The sequence below is a fragment of the Micromonospora sp. NPDC005252 genome, assembly GCF_042872475.1.
Classification (GTDB): domain Bacteria; phylum Actinomycetota; class Actinomycetes; order Mycobacteriales; family Micromonosporaceae; genus Micromonospora.
Genome location: NZ_JBIAKN010000002.1, coordinates 507,470 through 522,579 on the forward strand (window position 1 = coordinate 507,470; position 15,110 = coordinate 522,579).

Below are 15,110 nucleotides of genomic sequence, written 5' to 3' on the forward strand. Positions count from 1 at the left end.
TAAATATGACTCACAGGTATACCGCTCGTTGGCGACACGCCTGCCCAAGCTGTGGGCATACCTGGAGCGACGGCTGATGGCGACAGCGCCGGGCACCCGACACCGGGCAACGGCGACGGGCGCGGGAGGACGGGCGCGGGAGGACGGCCTCGCGAGGACGGGTGCCGGGTGCACCCGACCCCGGTCCCGTCGGGAACATCTAGCATGGGCAACGACGCCGACGAACGGAGAATTGCCCCGTGATCACCGCGATCGTGCTGATCGACTGCGCCACCGACGCGATCCCCGAGGTGGCGGAGACCCTCGCCAATGTCACCGGCGTCAGCGAGGTCTACTCGGTGGCCGGGCACGTCGACCTCATCGCCATCGTCCGGGTCCGCGAGTTCGACCAGATCGCACAGGTCATCGCGGGCAGCATCTCCAAGGTGCCGGGTGTGCTGAACACGGAGTCGCACATCGCGTTCCGGGCGTACTCCCAGCTCGACCTTGAGGAGACGTTCGCGATCGGCCTCGCCGACGCCGACTGACCCGCCGGGCCGCGTGGACGGCCGGCGCCGGACGCGGCGCGGCCGGTCCACCCGTGCGGGTGGACCGGCCGTCTGCTGCCGCTACGTCAGCTTTCGCTGGGAGCGGGCCGCTCGGTGGTGCCGAGGCCCGGTTCCGGGGACTCGGTGATGCCACCGGGAGCGGGCGACTCGGTGGTGCCACCCGGAGCCTGCGACGAGGTACCCGGGCTGGGCGTACCGCTGGCGCTGGCCTGCGGGACCGGGATGCCCAACTGGTTGGCGAGCTGGACCAGCTCGTCGTAGTGCGTCTGCAGCGTCGGCAGGGCGGTCTGGGCCAACTGGACCACCGACTGCTCGGAGCCCTGCGAGATCTCCGTCTGGGTGGCCTGGATGGCCTGGACGTGACCGGCCAGCTCACTGGTCACCCAGAGCCGGTCGAACTCCGCGCCGCTGACGTTGTTCAGCTTGTCGATGACCGCCTGCTGGTCGGTCGTGGGCTCGTTCGGCAGTTCGACCTTGAGCTGGGACGCGGTCTGCTGCACCGTCTGGTCCAGCTGGGTGTGGTCGGTCTTGAACATCGCGCCCAGGTCCTTGACCCCCTGGTTCTGGCCCTTCTGCTGAGCCAGGTCACCGGCGGTGATTTCGAACAGGTTCACCTGGTGCAGCGCCTGCAGATACTGGGTGTCCTGCGTCGACGGCTGTGCCGCGGCCTGCGCGGCCGCAGCCGGCGCGACGCCTACCAGCACCAGCGCGGCCAACAGGCCGAGGCGTTTGAGACCCAACATGCTTCCCCCCCTTGAGACGTTGGACCGCACGGATACCCGGCTCACGGGGGTTATTCCTGCGATCGCCCGACGCGCGGGGTCGACCGGTCCCGCCGTGGCCGTCCGACTCCTGCTCGGATGGGCGACGGGACACCGACAACGACGTGGCGCCCGCCGGAAGTCCGGCGGGCGCCACGTGACGGTGCTGTCGGGAGGTCAGTGGCGGCTCTCGCCGCTGCCGATCTCCGCGCGCTCGGGCCGGGGCTCGACCGGCGGGTGACCCGGCGAGACCGGCGCCTCGACCGGCTTCTCGATCGGGTAGAAGAAGCCCCGGACCGCCGGGCCGAGGGCCCCGAGCCGGTTCATCTTCTTCGGCACCACCCAGCCGACGTAGTCCAGCTCACCGTGGCCGTCCGCGTGCCCGTTCGCCGCGCTGAGCGGCTGGTGCACCTCGACGAACCGGCCGTCCGGCAGGCGCCGGATGATGCCGGTCTCCACGCCGTGCGCGAGCACCTCCCGGTCGTGCTGCTGCAGACCCAGGCAGAGCCGGTAGGTGACGTAGTACGCCAGCGGCGGGACCACCAGCAGGCCGACCCGGCCCGCCCAGGTCATCGCGTTCAGGCTGATCTGGAACTTGTCGGCGATCACGTCGTTGGCGCCCGAGAGCGTCAAGACGACGTAGAAGGAGACGGCCATGGCGCCGACGGCCGTACGGGCCGGAACGTCGCGGGGCCGCTGGAGCAGGTTGTGGCTCTTGCGGTCCTTGAGGTGCCGGGCCTCCAGGAACGGGTACATCGTCGACAGGCCGACCAGGATGCCGGGCAGCACGACCGTCGGCCAGAACAACGGCGGGATGACGTAGTGGTCGCCGATCGGGATGTTGATTTCCCAGGCCGGCATGAGTCGGGTCGAGCCGTCGAGGAACATGACGTACCAGTCGGGCTGGCTGGCGGCCGAGACCACCCAGGCCTCGTACGGGCCGAACAGCCAGATCGGGTTGATCTGGAACAGACCGCCCAGCAGCGCGATGACGCCGAAGACGACCATGAAGAAGCCGCCCTGCTTCAGCGCGTAGCGGGGGAACATCCGCTCGCCGACCACGTTGCCGTTGGTCCGGCCGGGGCCGGGCCACTGGGTGTGCTTCTGCTTGAAGACCAGGCCCAGGTGGGCGCTGATCAGCGCGAGCAGCAGACCCGGGATCAGCAGGACGTGGGCGATGAAGAACCGGCTGATGATGATCGTGCCGGGGAACTCGCCACCGAAGATCGACGACGTGAGCCAGGAGCCGATCACCGGGATGGACAGCATGATCGCCGAGGCGATCCGCAGGCCGGTGCCGGACAGACCGTCGTCCGGCAGCGAGTAGCCGGTGAAGCCGGCCAGGAAGCCGACCCAGAACAGCAGCGAGCCGATGATCCAGTTGGTCTCGCGCGGCTTGCGGAATGCGCCGGTGAAGAACACCCGCAGCATGTGCACGACGATCGCGGCCATGAACAGCAGCGCCGCCCAGTGGTGCATCTGCCGCATCACCAGGCCGCCGCGGACGTCGAACGACAGGTCCAGGCTGGAGGCGTACGCGGCGGACATCGGCGTGCCCTGCAACGGCGCGTAACTGCCGTCGTAGACCACCTCGGTCATCGCCGGCTCGTAGAAGAAGGTGAGGAACACACCGGTCAGGAGCAGCACGACGAACGAGAACAGCGCGATCTCGCCCAGCAGGAACGACCAGTGGTCCGGGAAGACCTTGTTCAGCAGCCGACGGAGCGGGGTCGCCACCTGGAAGCGGTCGTCCACCCCCACCGCGGCCTTGCCCGGCGTGGCTGCCAGGTCAAACTTTCGACGCTTCATGGCCGCTCCCAGAAATCAGGCCCGACGGTCTCGGTGTAGTCGGACTTCGCCACGAAGAAGCCCTCGGAGTCCACCTCGATCGGCAGCTGCGGCAGCCGCCGGCTGGCGGGGCCGAAGACGGGCCGGGCGTTGTCGGTGATCAGGAACTGGGACTGGTGGCACGGGCAGAGCAGCCGGTTGGTCTGCTGCTCGAACAGACTCGCGGGGCAGCCGGCGTGCGTGCAGATCTTGGAGAACGCCGCGTAGTTGCCCCACATGTAGTCGCCGTGGCCGACCCGCTCGTTGGCCCGGCGCGACTCCTGCGCGTCCGAGTCACGCAGGTGGATCAGCAGCGTCGGCGAGTCGGCGTGCCGGTTGCTCACACCGTGCTCGATGCCCGGGAAGACCGTCAGCTGACCACCGGTGCTGATGTCCGCCGGGCGAACCGGGCGGCCGTCCTCGCGGACGAGGCGGATCCGCTCGCCGCCCTCGGCGGTGGCGAACCCGGTGGTGAACATCTGGTTGTTCTTGTGCGGCTGCGAGATCAGACCGCCGACCAGCGGCGCCGCCGCGACCGCGGCGACCGGCGCGAGACCGGCCAGCAGCGAGATGCCGAGCAGGGGACGACGCTTCACACCCAGCTCGTCGGCCATGTAGAGCATGGTCTGGCCGGTGATGGTGCGACCGTCGGCGTCCACCGCGCCCTCGTGCCGGTCCTGGATCGAGACCTCCTTGGGCAGCAACTTCTTGCCCCAGGTCAGGATGCCGAAGCCGACGGCGAGCAGCGCGATGCCGAGGGTGGCGCCCAGCAGCGGGGTGTAGAACTTGTCGCCGCCGCGGCCCGGCGCGTACTGCCACGGCCACCAGATGTAGATGGCCAGGAACGCGGTCGCCGCCAGGCCGGTGATCAGGAAGAAGCCGGCCACCACCCGGGTCAGCCGACGCTCGGCCTTGGTGCCGGGCAGCACCTGCGGCTCGTAGTGCACGATCTCGATGTCGTCCCGACGCGCGCCCTCACGGACGATGTCGAACCGGGTCAGCCGGGGGTCGTTCACGTCGAGCGGCTCCTGGCCCTGCGGGGCCTGGTGCTCGGTGTGCGTGCTCATGCCGTCACCTCGCTACGGGTGGCGCCGAGCGGCACCACGGCACTGAATCTGAAGATCCGCTCGGTCACGACTTACCCGCAATCCACAGGCTAGCGAACACGAGCGCCACAATGCCAACCAGGAAGATCGCCAGGCCCTCGGTGGACGGCCCGTACCGACCGAGGTTGAACCCGCCCGGGTCCTGGTCGGTCTTCAGCGTCTCCTGGATGTAGGCGATGATGTCGGCCTTCTGCTCCGGCGTGATCTGGTTGTCACCGAACACCGGCATGTTCTGCGGGCCGCTCAGCATCGCCGCGTAGATCTGCCGGTCGGTCGCCGGGTGCAGGCTCGGGGCGAACTTGCCGGACGAGAGCGCGCCACCGCCACCGCCGAAGGCGTGGCACTGCGAGCAGTTGATCCGGAAGAGCTCCCCGCCGGCCGCGACGTTGCCGTTCTCGCGGAGGTCGTCACCCTCCGGGACGATCGGGCCGCCACCCAGCTCCTGGATGTACTGGCCGAGCTGACGGGTCTGCTCGTCGGTGAAGACCGGCGGCTTGCGGTGCGCCTGGGCCTCCTGGCGGGCCAGCGGCATACGGCCCGAGCTGACCTGGAACTCGACCGAGGCCGCGCCGACGCCGATCAGGCTCGGCCCGCGGCCCTCGACGCCCTGGGCGTTGCGTCCGTGGCAGGTCACACAGCTAACGTCGAACAGCGCCTTGCCCTCGGCCGCGGCGCCGGTCAGCGGCGGATTGTCCTGCGCCTGGGCACCGGGGGCGAAGACGGTGTAGGCGCCGCCGGCGAGCATCAGCGCGGCGAACAGCCGGACCGCGGCGCCCAGCCGGCGGCGGCCCCTGCTGCGCGCGGCGGGCCGCCCGCGCAACCGCGCGAGCAGGCCGCGTCGGCGGTCGTTGTCAGAAGTCATGAGCTGTGTCCTTAACCGGTTGGACCTTGTCTCAGGGGACGGAGCAGCGGCGCGGTTCGTGACGCGCCAAGATCACTGAAGCCAGTAGATCATGGCGTACAGGCCGATCCACACGACGTCGACGAAGTGCCAGTAGTACGACACGACGATCGCCGAGGTCGCCTGCGCCGGGGTGAACCGGCCCATGGTCGTGCGGACCATGAAGATGATGAAGGCGATCAGACCGCCGGTCACGTGCAGGCCGTGGAAGCCGGTCGTCAGGTAGAACATCGAGCCGTAGCCGTCAACGTTGATCTTGACGCCGTCCGCCACCAGGTGGCGGTACTCGTTCACCTGGCCGAGCACGAAGATCAGGCCCATCACGAAGGTGACGGTGAACCAGCGGCGCAGCGCGTGCACGTCACCCTTCTCCGCCGCGAAGACGCCGAGCTGGCAGGTCACCGAGGACAGCACGAGGATCACCGTGAAGGTGGTCGCGTACGGGATGTTCAGCGACTCGGTGTGCTTCTCCCACTGCTCCGGCGCAGCCGCGCGGATCGAGAAGTACATCGCGAAGAGCGCCGCGAAGAACATGAGTTCGCTGGAGAGCCACACGATCGTCCCGACGCTGACCATGTTGGGTCGCGTCAAAGAGTGGATCCGGCTCTTGTCAATGGCTGGGGCCGCAGTCACGCCGTCATTATTGCCCCTGACCGGGGCCGGCGATCAGCGGGGTGGCAAACCTGCGCCTTCCGTGGCCCGGGCGTCAGGGTCCGGTTCGCCTGGCCTAGCCTGAAAAGCGTGCTGCACGTCGATCCGATCCTCGCCGCCACCTCGGCCGTCCCGGCCGATGTGCTCGCGGCCACTCCGGCTGGCCCGTCGGTGCTCGCCGCCGGGGCCGAGGCGACCCCGCCACCGTTCACCGTCGGCGCGGTGCTGACCGAGACCCGGTTGGACAGCTGGCTGGCCCTCGGCCTGGTACTCGCCGCCGGCCTCTACCTCTACGGGGTGCACCGGCTGCGCGTCCGCGGGGACCGCTGGCCGATCGCCCGTACGGTGTTCTTCCTCGGCCCCGGCCTCGGCGGTATCGCGCTGGTCACGGTCAGCGGGCTGCACGCCTACGACACCGCGCTGCTGTCGGTGCACATGGTCCAGCACATGGTGCTCTCCATGGTGTCGCCGATCTTCCTGGCGCTGGGCGCACCGATGACGCTGGCCCTGCGGACCCTGCCCGTCGGGCCGCGCAAGCGCCTCCTGGCGATCGTGCACAGCCGCGTCGCCCGGGTCTACAGCTTCCCGCTGGTGGCGTTCGCCATCTTCGTGGTCAACCCGTTCGCGCTGTACTTCAGCGACCTGTACCGCTTCACCCTGGAACACGCCTGGGCACACGAGCTGGTGCACGCGCACTTCATCATGACCGGCTGCGTGTTCTTCTGGCCGCTGCTCGGCCTCGACCCGCTCCCGGGCCGCTGGCCGTACCCGGCGCGGGCCCTGCTGATGCTGCTCTCCGTGCCGTTCCACACCGTGCTCGGGCTCACCATCATGCAGAGCACCACCCTGTTCGGCGGCGACTGGTACCCGTCGCTCAACCTGAGCTGGTCCGACCCCAAGGCCGACCAGGTGGTCGCCGGCGGCATCCTCTGGGCCGGCGGTGAGTTCGTCAGTGTGACCATGCTCGCGGTGCTGGTCGTGCAGTGGGTGAAGCAGTCCGAGCGGGAGGCCCGCCGGGTGGACCGCGAGCTGGACCGCCAGGAGGCCCGCGAGCGCGCCGCCGACGCCGCGACGACCTGAGCTGCGCAGACGGTACGCCAGCGGCCGAGCGTCGGGCGGGATGTCGGCTACGTCACGTCGACCGGTACGATCGGCGGGCAGCTACGAGGTGGGAGCCTGTCAGCCATGAGCGATCGTCTGTGCACCGTCCTGCTCTACAGCGACGACCCGCAGGTCCGTGACCGGATGCGGCTCGCTGTCGGCACCCGGCCCGCCCCCGGGCTGCAGATCGAGTTCGTCGACGCGTCGACGTACGCCGAGACCATCCGGCTGGTCGACGACTACGAGATCGACCTGCTGGTGCTCGACGGTGAGGCGAGCCCCGGCGGCGGCATCGGCATCGCCCGCCAGATCAAGGACGATCGGGACGACGCCGCCCCGCCCACCTGCCTGGTGATCGCCCGCGCCGCGGACCGATGGCTCGCCGCGTACGCCGAGGTCGACGCGACGCTGGTGCACCCGCTCGACCCGGTGACCACCGGCAGCACGGTGGCCGAGCTGCTGCGGACGCACGCACCCGCCTGACGTCCCCCGCTCTCCGGCACCGACACGGCGCCGGACCAGCCGGCGCCGATTCCAGCCCACCCGCACTTCGTACGCTCGGGAGGCCCGCCATGGGCGATCGGACCTGGCCGCACCTGCTCAACTCGCTGCTGCGCGGCGAGGAGCTGTCCACCGCCGACACCGCCTGGGCCATGGGCGAGATCATGGCCGGCTCGGCGGGCGCCGCGCAGGTCGCCGGCTTCGCCGTGGCGCTACGGGCCAAGGGCGAGACCTCGGCCGAGTTGGCCGGCCTGGTGGAGACCATGCTGAGCCGGGCCGTCCCGGTCGACCTTCCCGACGACCTGCGCTCGACGGCGCTGGACGTGGTGGGCACCGGCGGTGACCTCGCCCACACGGTCAACATCTCCACCATGGCCGCGCTGGTCGTGGCGGGTGCCGGCGTCCGGGTGGTCAAGCACGGCAACCGGGCCGCGTCGTCCTCCTGCGGCACCGCCGACCTGCTGGAGTTCCTCGGTGTCCCGCTCGACCTCGACCCGGACGCCATCGTGCGCTGCGTCACCGAGGCCGGCATCGGGTTCTGCTTCGCCGCCCGGTTCCACCCGGGGATGCGGCACACCGGGCCGGTCCGCCGGGAGCTGGGCGTGCCCACCGTGTTCAATTTCCTCGGCCCGCTGACCAACCCGGCCCGCCCCCGCGCCGGCGCCGTCGGCTGCTTCGACGCACGGATGGCGTCGGTGATGGCCGGCGTGTTCGCCGCCCGTGGCGACTCGGTGCTGGTGATGCGCGGCGAGGACGGGCTGGACGAGTTCACCACCGCCGCGCCGACCCGGGTGTGGGCGGCGCAGGGCGGCACCGTACGCGAGGCCGTGCTGGACGCGACCGACCTGGGTGTCCCCCGGTCCACCCTCGGCGACCTGCGCGGCGGTGACGCCGCGTACAACGCCGGCGTGGCTCGTCGCCTGCTGGCCGGTGAGACCGGCCCGGTCCGCGACGCGGTGCTGGTCAACGCGGCGGCGGCGCTCGCGACCCAGGGTCCGCTGGACGGCGACCTGACCGAGGCGCTGCGCGCCGGCCTGGACCGCGCCGCCGACTCCATCGACTCGGGCGCTGCGGCGGCCACTCTGGACCGCTGGATCGAGACCGCCACCACCGCCTGATCCCCGGCCCGGAAGGCGCGTGCTGCGTGAGCGACCCGGGTTCCTGGAATCCGGGGTGTTCGGCCGGCCCGGATACCCCGACTTCACTGATGTCGGGTGGATCACGTCCGGTGACGTCGGGGCCTGCGGAACGGCGCCCGACCGGCGGGCGCGGAGATTTGTCGGACCCGCGTGGGAAACTACAGGCGAGTAGTTCTCCGCTTCCCTTGTGCGTCGCTGTCGCATTTCGGGGGCGGTTCGCCTGGAGTGAGAGGAGACGCCCGTGTCGCACCGCGATCTCTACTGCGACGTCTGCGAGGGCGTGGCACCGTTCGAGGCGCCGCCCTGCGTCGACGGCCACGGCAGCGACTGTCCCGAGCTGATCTGCACCGGTTGCGGCGCGGCCGTGGTGATCGCCACGTTCGCCGCCCCCGTCACCCGGCTGGCCGATCGCCGACGTCGCCAGCCCACCCGCCGCCACGCCGCCTGACCCGCACCGCCCCGATCGGCCCCACAACGCCGACGTGGCGGCACCCCGGTGCGCCACGACGAAGGCCCGCTCCCCCGACGGGGTGCGGGCCTTCGCGGTGGTACGGGGTCGGTCGCGCCGCGGCGACCGGGTGGATCAGTGCTCGGCGGTGCGCCGGGTGCCGGTGTAGTACTCGAACAGCAGGCCGCAGGCGGCGAAGATGACCGCCAACAGGCCGGCGCCGATCAGCCAGAACTGCCAGAACACCATGCCCAGCGCGGCGGTCGCGGCGGCCAGCGCCAGACCGAACGGCCAGTAGCTGCCCGGGCTGAAGAAGCCGACCTCGCCGGCGCCGTCGGAGATCTCGGCGTCCGGCCGGTCCTCCGGGCGCAGATCGATACGGCGGGAGACGAACCAGAAGAAGCCGCCGCACATCGAGCAGAGCAGGAACGACAGCAGCAGGGCGACGGTGCCCACCCACTCGATGTTGCCGGACTCACCGTGCGTCCAGGCGCCGTAGAGGACGGTTGCGCCGAAGAGGAACAGGGCGATGATCAGGAAGATACGCCACTCGGTCTTCATGCGGCTGCCTCAGCTTCCCGTGCCGGCCGGAGCGTCGTCCGGGTTGAAGTTGCTCTGCGTCCGTCGGGTGTCGAACGGCTGCGTGGTCTCCGCGTACGGCTGCTCGCCGATCGCGGCCAGCGCGTCCTGAGTCGACTTGCCACTCTGCTTGGCCGCGAGGAACTGGTCGTACTTCTCCGGCGAGACCACCCGCAGCTCGAAGTTCATGAACGCGTGGTAGCTGCCGCACAGCTCGGCGCAACGGCCGACGTACGCGCCCTCGGCATCCAGGCTGGAGACCTCGAAGACGTTGCGGATCTTGCCCGGCATGACGTCCCGCTTGAACAGCAGCTCCGGCACCCAGAAGGAGTGGATGACGTCGCGGCTGGTCTCCTCGAACCGGATGGACCGGTTGGTCGGCAGCACGAGCACCGGGATGACCTCACTGGTGCCGAGCGTCGACGCGGTGGTGCGGGCCTCAGTGCCCTGACCGTCGCGGTAGTTGAACTGCCAGTTCCACTTGAAGGCGACGACCTCGACCGTGACGTCCGGGTTCTTCGACAGCTTGTCGACGTCGGTCTGCACGATCGCCGTGTAGTAGAAGAGCACGGAGACGATCAGGATCGGCGCGATGGTGTAGAGGAACTCCATCGGCAGGTTGTAACGGGTCTGCACCGGCAGCGCGTTGCCGCGCTTGCGGTAGCGCACGACACACCAGAAGATCAGGCCCCACACGAAGACGCCGACCGCGAGCGCGGCGACGCAGGAGGCGATCCACAGGTCGTACATCCGGTGCGACTCGGCCGAGATGCCGCCCTGCGGCCAACCGAAGCCGCCGAACGTCTGACCCACGTCACAGCCCGTGAGCAGAACCAGCAGAGCCACGCCCCCGAGACCGAGCCCGGCCAGCCGACCAGCACCGCGTCCCCGGCGTCCACCGACCCCTGGGGCAGCACCGTGCCGTACGGCCGACGGCCGTACCTCCGAACTCCTTGCGACCACCTGGTCCTGCCTCCCTAGCGCGCCGCGGTGCGTCTTTCCTCAGCACCGGCGGCAAAGGCGTCACCGACGGTCGCAGATTACTCGACCATGACGGACTCGGCCGTGGTGGGGTCACTGTCCGCCCCCATCGGGGGGATCCTGGGCATACCGTCGCGATAGCGTACTGATCCGTGAGCGCCTCCTCGGTCTACCTGGACGCGGCGACCGCCGCGCCGCTGCATCCGGTCGCCCGGCAGGCGCTGCTGGCCGCTCTGGAAGACGGCTGGGCCGACCCGGGAAAGCTCTACAGCCAGGCACGCCGCGCGCGGCAACTGCTCGACGCCGCCCGCGAGGCGTCCGCGCAGACGCTCAGCGTCCGCGCCGACGAGCTGTCCTTCACCAGCAGCGGTACGACGGCAGCCCACGGCGCGGTGCTCGGCGGCCTGGCGGGACGGCACCGGGCCGGGGCGACGCTTGTGCACTCCGCGATCGAGCATTCCGCCGTCCTGCACGCCGCCGAGCGGCACGTCGCGGCCGGCGGCATCGCCCACGCGGTGCCGGTCGACCGGGTGGGCCGGCTGGATCTGGCCGCCTGGTCGACGGCCGTCCAGACGCCCGGGGTCGCGCTGGCCGCGCTGATCACCGCCAGTCACGAGGTGGGCACCGTGCAGCCGGTCGCCGAGGCGGCGGCCGTCTGCGCCGACGTCGGGGTGCCGCTCTACGTCGACGCGGCGCAGTCGGTCGGGCGGGTGCCCCTGCCGGCCGGCTGGTCGATGCTCAGCGCCAGCGCACACAAGTGGGGCGGGCCGCCCGGGGTGGGGCTGCTGGCGGTCCGCAAGGGCACCCGCTGGGAGTCGCCCTGGCCGGCCGACGAGCGGGAGGGTGGGCGTACCCCCGGGTCGGTGAACCTGCCCGCGGTGGTGGCGGCGGCGGCGAGCCTGCGCGCGGCGGCGGCCGACGCCGCGGCCGAGCGGGCCCGGCTGGCGCCGCTGGTGGACCGGATCCGGGCGCGGGTGTCGGCGGAGGTGCCCGACGTCGAGGTGGTCGGCGACCCGGTGCTGCGCCTGCCCCACCTGGTGACCTTCTCCTGCCTGTACGTCGACGGCGAGACGCTGCTGCACGCGCTGGACCGGCGGGGGTTCGCGGTGTCGTCCGGCTCGTCCTGCACGTCGTCCACGCTGCGGCCGTCGCACGTGTTGGAGGCGATGGGGGTGCTCTCGCACGGCAACGTCCGGGTCAGCCTGCACCGGGACACGACCGAGTCCGACGTCGAGCGGTTCCTCGCCGAGCTGCCCGGGATCGTCGCCGGGCTGCGCGCCGACGCCGGGGTGGTGGGACTGTGACGATGCCGGACGAGGTGATCGACTGCCGGGGTCAACGCTGCCCGCTGCCGGTGATCGCGGCCGCCCGCCGGATGCCGCAGGTGCCGGTCGGCACGGTGGTCCGGGTGCTCGCCGACGACCCGGCCGCGGCGGTGGACATCCCCGCCTGGTGCCGGATGCGCGGCCAGGAGTTCCTCGGCGCGGTGACCGGCGCGGACGGCCCCGCCTACGACATCCGCCGCACACACTGACCCATCCCTCACCCCCGCGATCTTGCAGTTTCTGCGCGGACAAGACCGCGCAGAAGCCGCGAAACAGCGACAGAAAGTGCAAGATCGCCGGGGTGAGGCGGGGTGGGTCGGGTTACGGGAGGAGGTGGGGGCGGATCTCGTCGGCGGCGGTGTCGCCGTAGGACTCGGCGAGGCGCTTGACGAACAGGTCGCGGCGGACGTCGTACTCCTGGGTGCCCACCGTCTCCAGGACCAGCGTGGCCAGCAGCGAGCCGACCTGGGCGGCCCGCTCAAGGCCGAGGCCCCAGGAGAGCGCGGTGAAGAAGCCGGCCCGGAAGCCGTCGCCCACCCCGGTCGGGTCGACCGCCCGGATCTCCCGGGCGATGGGCACGTGGATCGGGTCGATGCCGCGGCCGGCGATCTCCACGCCGTCCTTGCCCAGCGTGGTGACCCGCACCTTGACCAGGTCCAGCAGTTGGTCGTCGGTCAGCTGCGCCTTGCTCTGCAGCAGCGACTTCTCGTAGTCGTTGGTCATCAGGTACTCGGCGCCCTCGATCAGCGCCACCACGTCCTCGCCGGGCATCCGGGCGAGCTGCTGGGAGGGGTCGGCGGCGAAGGCGTACCCACGGCTGCGGCACTCGGCCGAGTGCCGCAGCATCGCCTCCGGGTCGTTCGCGCTGACCAGCACCAGGTCCAGCCCGCCGAGCCGGTCGGCTACGGGGGCCAGTTCGATGTTGCGCGCCTCGCTCATCGCACCCGCGTAGAACGACGCGATCTGGCACATGTCGGTGTCGGTGGTGCAGACGAACCGCGCCGTGTGCGCCACCTCACTGATGTGCACGGAGTCACAGTCCACGCCGTGCCGCTCCAGCCAGGAGCGGTAGTCGGCGAAGTCCGCGCCCACCGCCCCGAGCAGCACCGGGCGCATCCCGAGCTGCCCCATGCCGAAGGAGATGTTCGCCGCGACCCCGCCACGGCGGAGAACCAGGTCGTCCACCAGGAAGGAGAGGGAAATCTTGTGCAGCTGATCGGCGATGAGCTGGTCGGCGAAGCGACCCGGGAAGCTCATCAGGTGATCGGTGGCGATCGAGCCGGTCACGGCGATCTTCATGTCAACCCTCAGGGTCGGGAGCAGGGCGCGGTCAGCCTACCGGCCCGGCAACCCGGACGTGTCCGGTCGGTCGGGCAACGGCAACCGCCCGTCCACCCGTCCGCCGGGGGTCACCCGGGACCGCTCCCACCGTCACCCCGACACGACGACGGGGCCGTCCCGCAGGACGGCCCCGTCGTCGGTGGTGCGTGGTGCGCGACTTAGTTGAACGAGTCGCCGCAGGCGCAGGAGTTGCCCGCGTTGGGGTTGTCGATGGTGAAGCCCTGGGCGTCGATCCGGTCGGCGAAGTCGATCGTCGCGCCGGACAGGTAGGGGGCGCTCATCCGGTCGACGACGACCTCGACGCCACCGAAGTCGCTGACGACGTCACCGTCGAGCGAACGCTCGTCGAAGAAGAGCTGGTACCGCAGGCCGGAGCAGCCACCCGGCTGCACCGCGACGCGGAGCCGCAGGTCGTCGCGGCCCTCCTGCTCGATCAGGGCCTTGACCTTCTGCGCCGCGACGTCGGTGAGGACGACGGAAGTAGGGGCCTGGGCCTCGGTCGACTCGGTCTGCGCTGGCGTGGTCACGTGGAAGTCTCCCTGCGCGGTTTTGGGTCCGGACGCACTGGCCAACGCCGCGCGCCGTCCAGTGATTCCCGGTTGTGGTCCAGTTCCGATCGTACGCCGCCCCGGCCGGACGTACCCGCGTGGCGGGACCAGCGCCCCAGGTCGGCCCGGACGAGACGGCCTGGACCGGGTGGGCCGAGCGCTCAGCGGCTCCACTGCCGGGCCAGTCGGGCGCCCAGCTCGCGCAGCCCGTCGGCGGGACGGCTCAGCGCGGCGTCGAGCCCGCCGGCCTGCTCCCCACCGAAGTGCTCGACCAGGCTGTACGCGTCGGTCACCCCCGCCGAGGCGGCCTCCCGCCGGCCGGTGCTGACCTGGCCGGCCACCACCACGCAGGGCACCCCACGGTCCCGGGCGGCCCCGGCCACCCCGGCGACGACCTTGCCGCGCAACGACTGGTGGTCGAAGGACCCCTCCCCGGTGATCACCAGGTCGGCGGTGTCGAGCGCGGCGTCCAGCCGGGTGGCCCGGGTGACCAGGCCGATGCCCGACTCGCAGGCGCCGCCGAGCGCGAGGATGGCCGCGCCGAGGCCGCCGGCGGCCCCACCGCCGGGCAGCGCGCCGAGCCCCGGCGGGCAGCCGGGAAGGTCCCGCTCCAGCACCGCAGCGAAACGCTCCAGGGCCGCGTCGAGCAGCAGGACGTCGGCGCGGTCGGCGCCCTTCTGCGGGCCGAACACGTTGCTCGCGCCGTGCAGGCCGAGCAGCGGGTTGTCCACGTCGGTGGCGGCGACGAGCCGGGCGCCGCGCAGCCGGGGAGCGCCGTCGAGGGCGTCGACCAGGGCCAACGCCGCCCCGCCGTACGGCAGCGCCGCACCCGTGGCGTCGAGCGGGGTCGCGCCCAGCGCGGTGAGCATGCCGGCGCCGGCGTCGTTGGTGGCGGAGCCGCCCAGCCCGATCACCACCGTCCGGGCCCCGCTCTCCACGGCGGCGGTCACCAGCAGACCCAGCCCGTACGACGTGGTGGTCTTCGGGTCGCGCTCGGCTGCGGAGAGCAGGTGCAGGCCGCACGCCTGCGCGCTCTCCAGGTAGGCCGTCGTGCCGTCGGCGGTGAGTAGGATCTCACCGGCCGCCGGCCGGCCCAGCGGGTCGACGGTCGACACCGTCACCCGCCGGCCGCCGAGCGCCTCGGCGAGCACCTCCACGAAGCCCGGCCCGCCGTCGGCGAGCGGCCGGATCAGCAGGTCGTCACCGTCGGCGACGCTGCGCCAGCCGTCCGCCACCGCGGCGGCGACCTCCGGTGCGGGCAGGGTGCCGGCGAACTTGTCCGGGCAGAGCAGCACGCGCATGTCGAGCAGTGTGGCAGCCCACACCGAGCGGAGCTGCGGCGCGCTCGCGCTG

General features: G+C 71.4%; 17 protein-coding genes. 7 read left to right on the plus strand and 10 right to left on the minus strand.

Annotated features, from left to right (window positions below; translation table 11 throughout):
• The first annotated feature begins 239 nt into the window (after window positions 1-239).
• Entirely contained in the window at window positions 240-527 is a 288-nt protein-coding gene (locus tag ACFYPH_RS08110) for an Lrp/AsnC family transcriptional regulator (protein WP_007463184.1), read from the plus strand.
• Window positions 528-613: 86 nt separating this feature from the next.
• On the opposite strand, the gene ACFYPH_RS08115 is transcribed toward ACFYPH_RS08110, so the two are convergent.
• From ACFYPH_RS08115 to ACFYPH_RS08135, 5 genes are all read right to left on the minus strand, one after another.
• A complete protein-coding gene (locus tag ACFYPH_RS08115; RefSeq protein ID WP_354861553.1) occupies window positions 614-1,291 on the minus strand; it encodes a DUF4142 domain-containing protein in 678 nt (225 codons plus the stop codon).
• A gap of 195 nt (window positions 1,292-1,486) precedes the next feature.
• Window positions 1,487-3,118, minus strand: a complete 1,632-nt coding sequence (locus ACFYPH_RS08120; RefSeq protein WP_387180098.1) for a cytochrome b N-terminal domain-containing protein — start codon at window positions 3,116-3,118, stop codon at window positions 1,487-1,489.
• Window positions 3,115-4,203 carry a Rieske 2Fe-2S domain-containing protein gene (locus ACFYPH_RS08125; RefSeq protein ID WP_354861557.1) on the minus strand — a complete coding sequence of 363 codons (1,089 nt, stop codon included), beginning with the start codon at window positions 4,201-4,203 and terminating at the stop codon, window positions 3,115-3,117. The genes ACFYPH_RS08120 and ACFYPH_RS08125 overlap by 4 nt, the downstream gene beginning before the upstream one ends.
• 64 nt (window positions 4,204-4,267) lie before the next feature.
• Window positions 4,268-5,104 carry a cytochrome c gene (locus ACFYPH_RS08130; protein ID WP_354861559.1) on the minus strand — a complete coding sequence of 279 codons (837 nt, stop codon included), beginning with the start codon at window positions 5,102-5,104 and terminating at the stop codon, window positions 4,268-4,270.
• 72 nt (window positions 5,105-5,176) lie between these two features.
• Window positions 5,177-5,776: a heme-copper oxidase subunit III gene (locus ACFYPH_RS08135; protein ID WP_354861560.1), complete on the minus strand. Its 600-nt coding sequence runs from the start codon at window positions 5,774-5,776 to the stop codon at window positions 5,177-5,179.
• A 108-nt stretch (window positions 5,777-5,884) separates the two neighbouring features.
• Here ACFYPH_RS08135 and ACFYPH_RS08140 point away from each other — a divergent pair, with 108 nt between their 5' ends.
• The 4 genes from ACFYPH_RS08140 (at window position 5,885) to ACFYPH_RS08155 (ending at window position 8,983) form a co-directional block, all read left to right on the plus strand.
• Window positions 5,885-6,874, plus strand: coding sequence for a cytochrome c oxidase assembly protein (locus ACFYPH_RS08140; protein ID WP_354861561.1), 990 nt, complete (start codon window positions 5,885-5,887; stop codon window positions 6,872-6,874).
• Window positions 6,875-6,979: 105 nt separating this feature from the next.
• A complete protein-coding gene (locus ACFYPH_RS08145; RefSeq protein WP_354861563.1) occupies window positions 6,980-7,378 on the plus strand; it encodes a hypothetical protein in 399 nt (132 codons plus the stop codon).
• Window positions 7,379-7,467: 89 nt separating this feature from the next.
• Window positions 7,468-8,514 (plus strand): anthranilate phosphoribosyltransferase, encoded by a 1,047-nt coding sequence (gene trpD, locus ACFYPH_RS08150; protein ID WP_354861565.1) that lies wholly within the window; start codon window positions 7,468-7,470, stop codon window positions 8,512-8,514.
• Between the two features lie 262 nt (window positions 8,515-8,776).
• On the plus strand, window positions 8,777-8,983 hold the full coding sequence (locus tag ACFYPH_RS08155) for a hypothetical protein (protein ID WP_354861566.1): 207 nt from the start codon (window positions 8,777-8,779) through the stop codon (window positions 8,981-8,983).
• A 135-nt stretch (window positions 8,984-9,118) separates the two neighbouring features.
• Here the strand turns inward: ACFYPH_RS08155 and ACFYPH_RS08160 are convergent, their stop codons facing one another.
• Window positions 9,119-9,544 (minus strand): cytochrome c oxidase subunit 4, encoded by a 426-nt coding sequence (locus tag ACFYPH_RS08160; protein WP_354861567.1) that lies wholly within the window; start codon window positions 9,542-9,544, stop codon window positions 9,119-9,121.
• Between the two features lie 9 nt (window positions 9,545-9,553).
• Entirely contained in the window at window positions 9,554-10,525 is a 972-nt protein-coding gene (gene coxB / locus ACFYPH_RS08165; RefSeq protein WP_354861569.1) for a cytochrome c oxidase subunit II, read from the minus strand.
• 170 nt (window positions 10,526-10,695) lie between these two features.
• Here coxB and ACFYPH_RS08170 point away from each other — a divergent pair, with 170 nt between their 5' ends.
• Together ACFYPH_RS08170 and ACFYPH_RS08175 are read left to right on the plus strand one after the other, a co-directional pair.
• Complete coding sequence (locus ACFYPH_RS08170; protein ID WP_387180105.1) at window positions 10,696-11,847, plus strand: cysteine desulfurase family protein; 1,152 nt, start codon at window positions 10,696-10,698, stop codon at window positions 11,845-11,847.
• Entirely contained in the window at window positions 11,844-12,077 is a 234-nt protein-coding gene (locus tag ACFYPH_RS08175) for a sulfurtransferase TusA family protein (protein WP_354861572.1), read from the plus strand. The genes ACFYPH_RS08170 and ACFYPH_RS08175 overlap by 4 nt, the downstream gene beginning before the upstream one ends.
• Window positions 12,078-12,189: 112 nt before the next feature.
• On the opposite strand, the gene ACFYPH_RS08180 is transcribed toward ACFYPH_RS08175, so the two are convergent.
• The 3 genes from ACFYPH_RS08180 to ACFYPH_RS08190 all read right to left on the minus strand — a co-directional run bounded on the left by ACFYPH_RS08180 (window position 12,190) and on the right by ACFYPH_RS08190 (window position 15,058).
• Entirely contained in the window at window positions 12,190-13,167 is a 978-nt protein-coding gene (locus tag ACFYPH_RS08180) for a carbohydrate kinase family protein (RefSeq protein WP_387180109.1), read from the minus strand.
• Window positions 13,168-13,367: 200 nt separating this feature from the next.
• On the minus strand, window positions 13,368-13,736 hold the full coding sequence (gene erpA / locus ACFYPH_RS08185; RefSeq protein ID WP_234587006.1) for an iron-sulfur cluster insertion protein ErpA: 369 nt from the start codon (window positions 13,734-13,736) through the stop codon (window positions 13,368-13,370).
• Window positions 13,737-13,918: 182 nt separating this feature from the next.
• Complete coding sequence (locus ACFYPH_RS08190; RefSeq protein WP_387180112.1) at window positions 13,919-15,058, minus strand: glycerate kinase; 1,140 nt, start codon at window positions 15,056-15,058, stop codon at window positions 13,919-13,921.
• Window positions 15,059-15,110 lie beyond the last annotated feature (52 nt).

Coding starts and splice junctions, on each gene's coding strand:
- ACFYPH_RS08115 (WP_354861553.1), bottom strand. CDS start 1,291: ATGTTGGGTCTCAAACGCCTCGGCCTGTTGGCCGCGCTGGTGCTGGTA.
- ACFYPH_RS08120 (WP_387180098.1), bottom strand. CDS start 3,118: ATGAAGCGTCGAAAGTTTGACCTGGCAGCCACGCCGGGCAAGGCCGCG.
- ACFYPH_RS08125 (WP_354861557.1), bottom strand. CDS start 4,203: ATGAGCACGCACACCGAGCACCAGGCCCCGCAGGGCCAGGAGCCGCTC.
- ACFYPH_RS08130 (WP_354861559.1), bottom strand. CDS start 5,104: ATGACTTCTGACAACGACCGCCGACGCGGCCTGCTCGCGCGGTTGCGC.
- ACFYPH_RS08145 (WP_354861563.1), top strand. CDS start 6,980: ATGAGCGATCGTCTGTGCACCGTCCTGCTCTACAGCGACGACCCGCAG.
- trpD (WP_354861565.1), top strand. CDS start 7,468: ATGGGCGATCGGACCTGGCCGCACCTGCTCAACTCGCTGCTGCGCGGC.
- ACFYPH_RS08160 (WP_354861567.1), bottom strand. CDS start 9,544: ATGAAGACCGAGTGGCGTATCTTCCTGATCATCGCCCTGTTCCTCTTC.
- ACFYPH_RS08180 (WP_387180109.1), bottom strand. CDS start 13,167: ATGAAGATCGCCGTGACCGGCTCGATCGCCACCGATCACCTGATGAGC.
- ACFYPH_RS08190 (WP_387180112.1), bottom strand. CDS start 15,058: ATGCGCGTGCTGCTCTGCCCGGACAAGTTCGCCGGCACCCTGCCCGCA.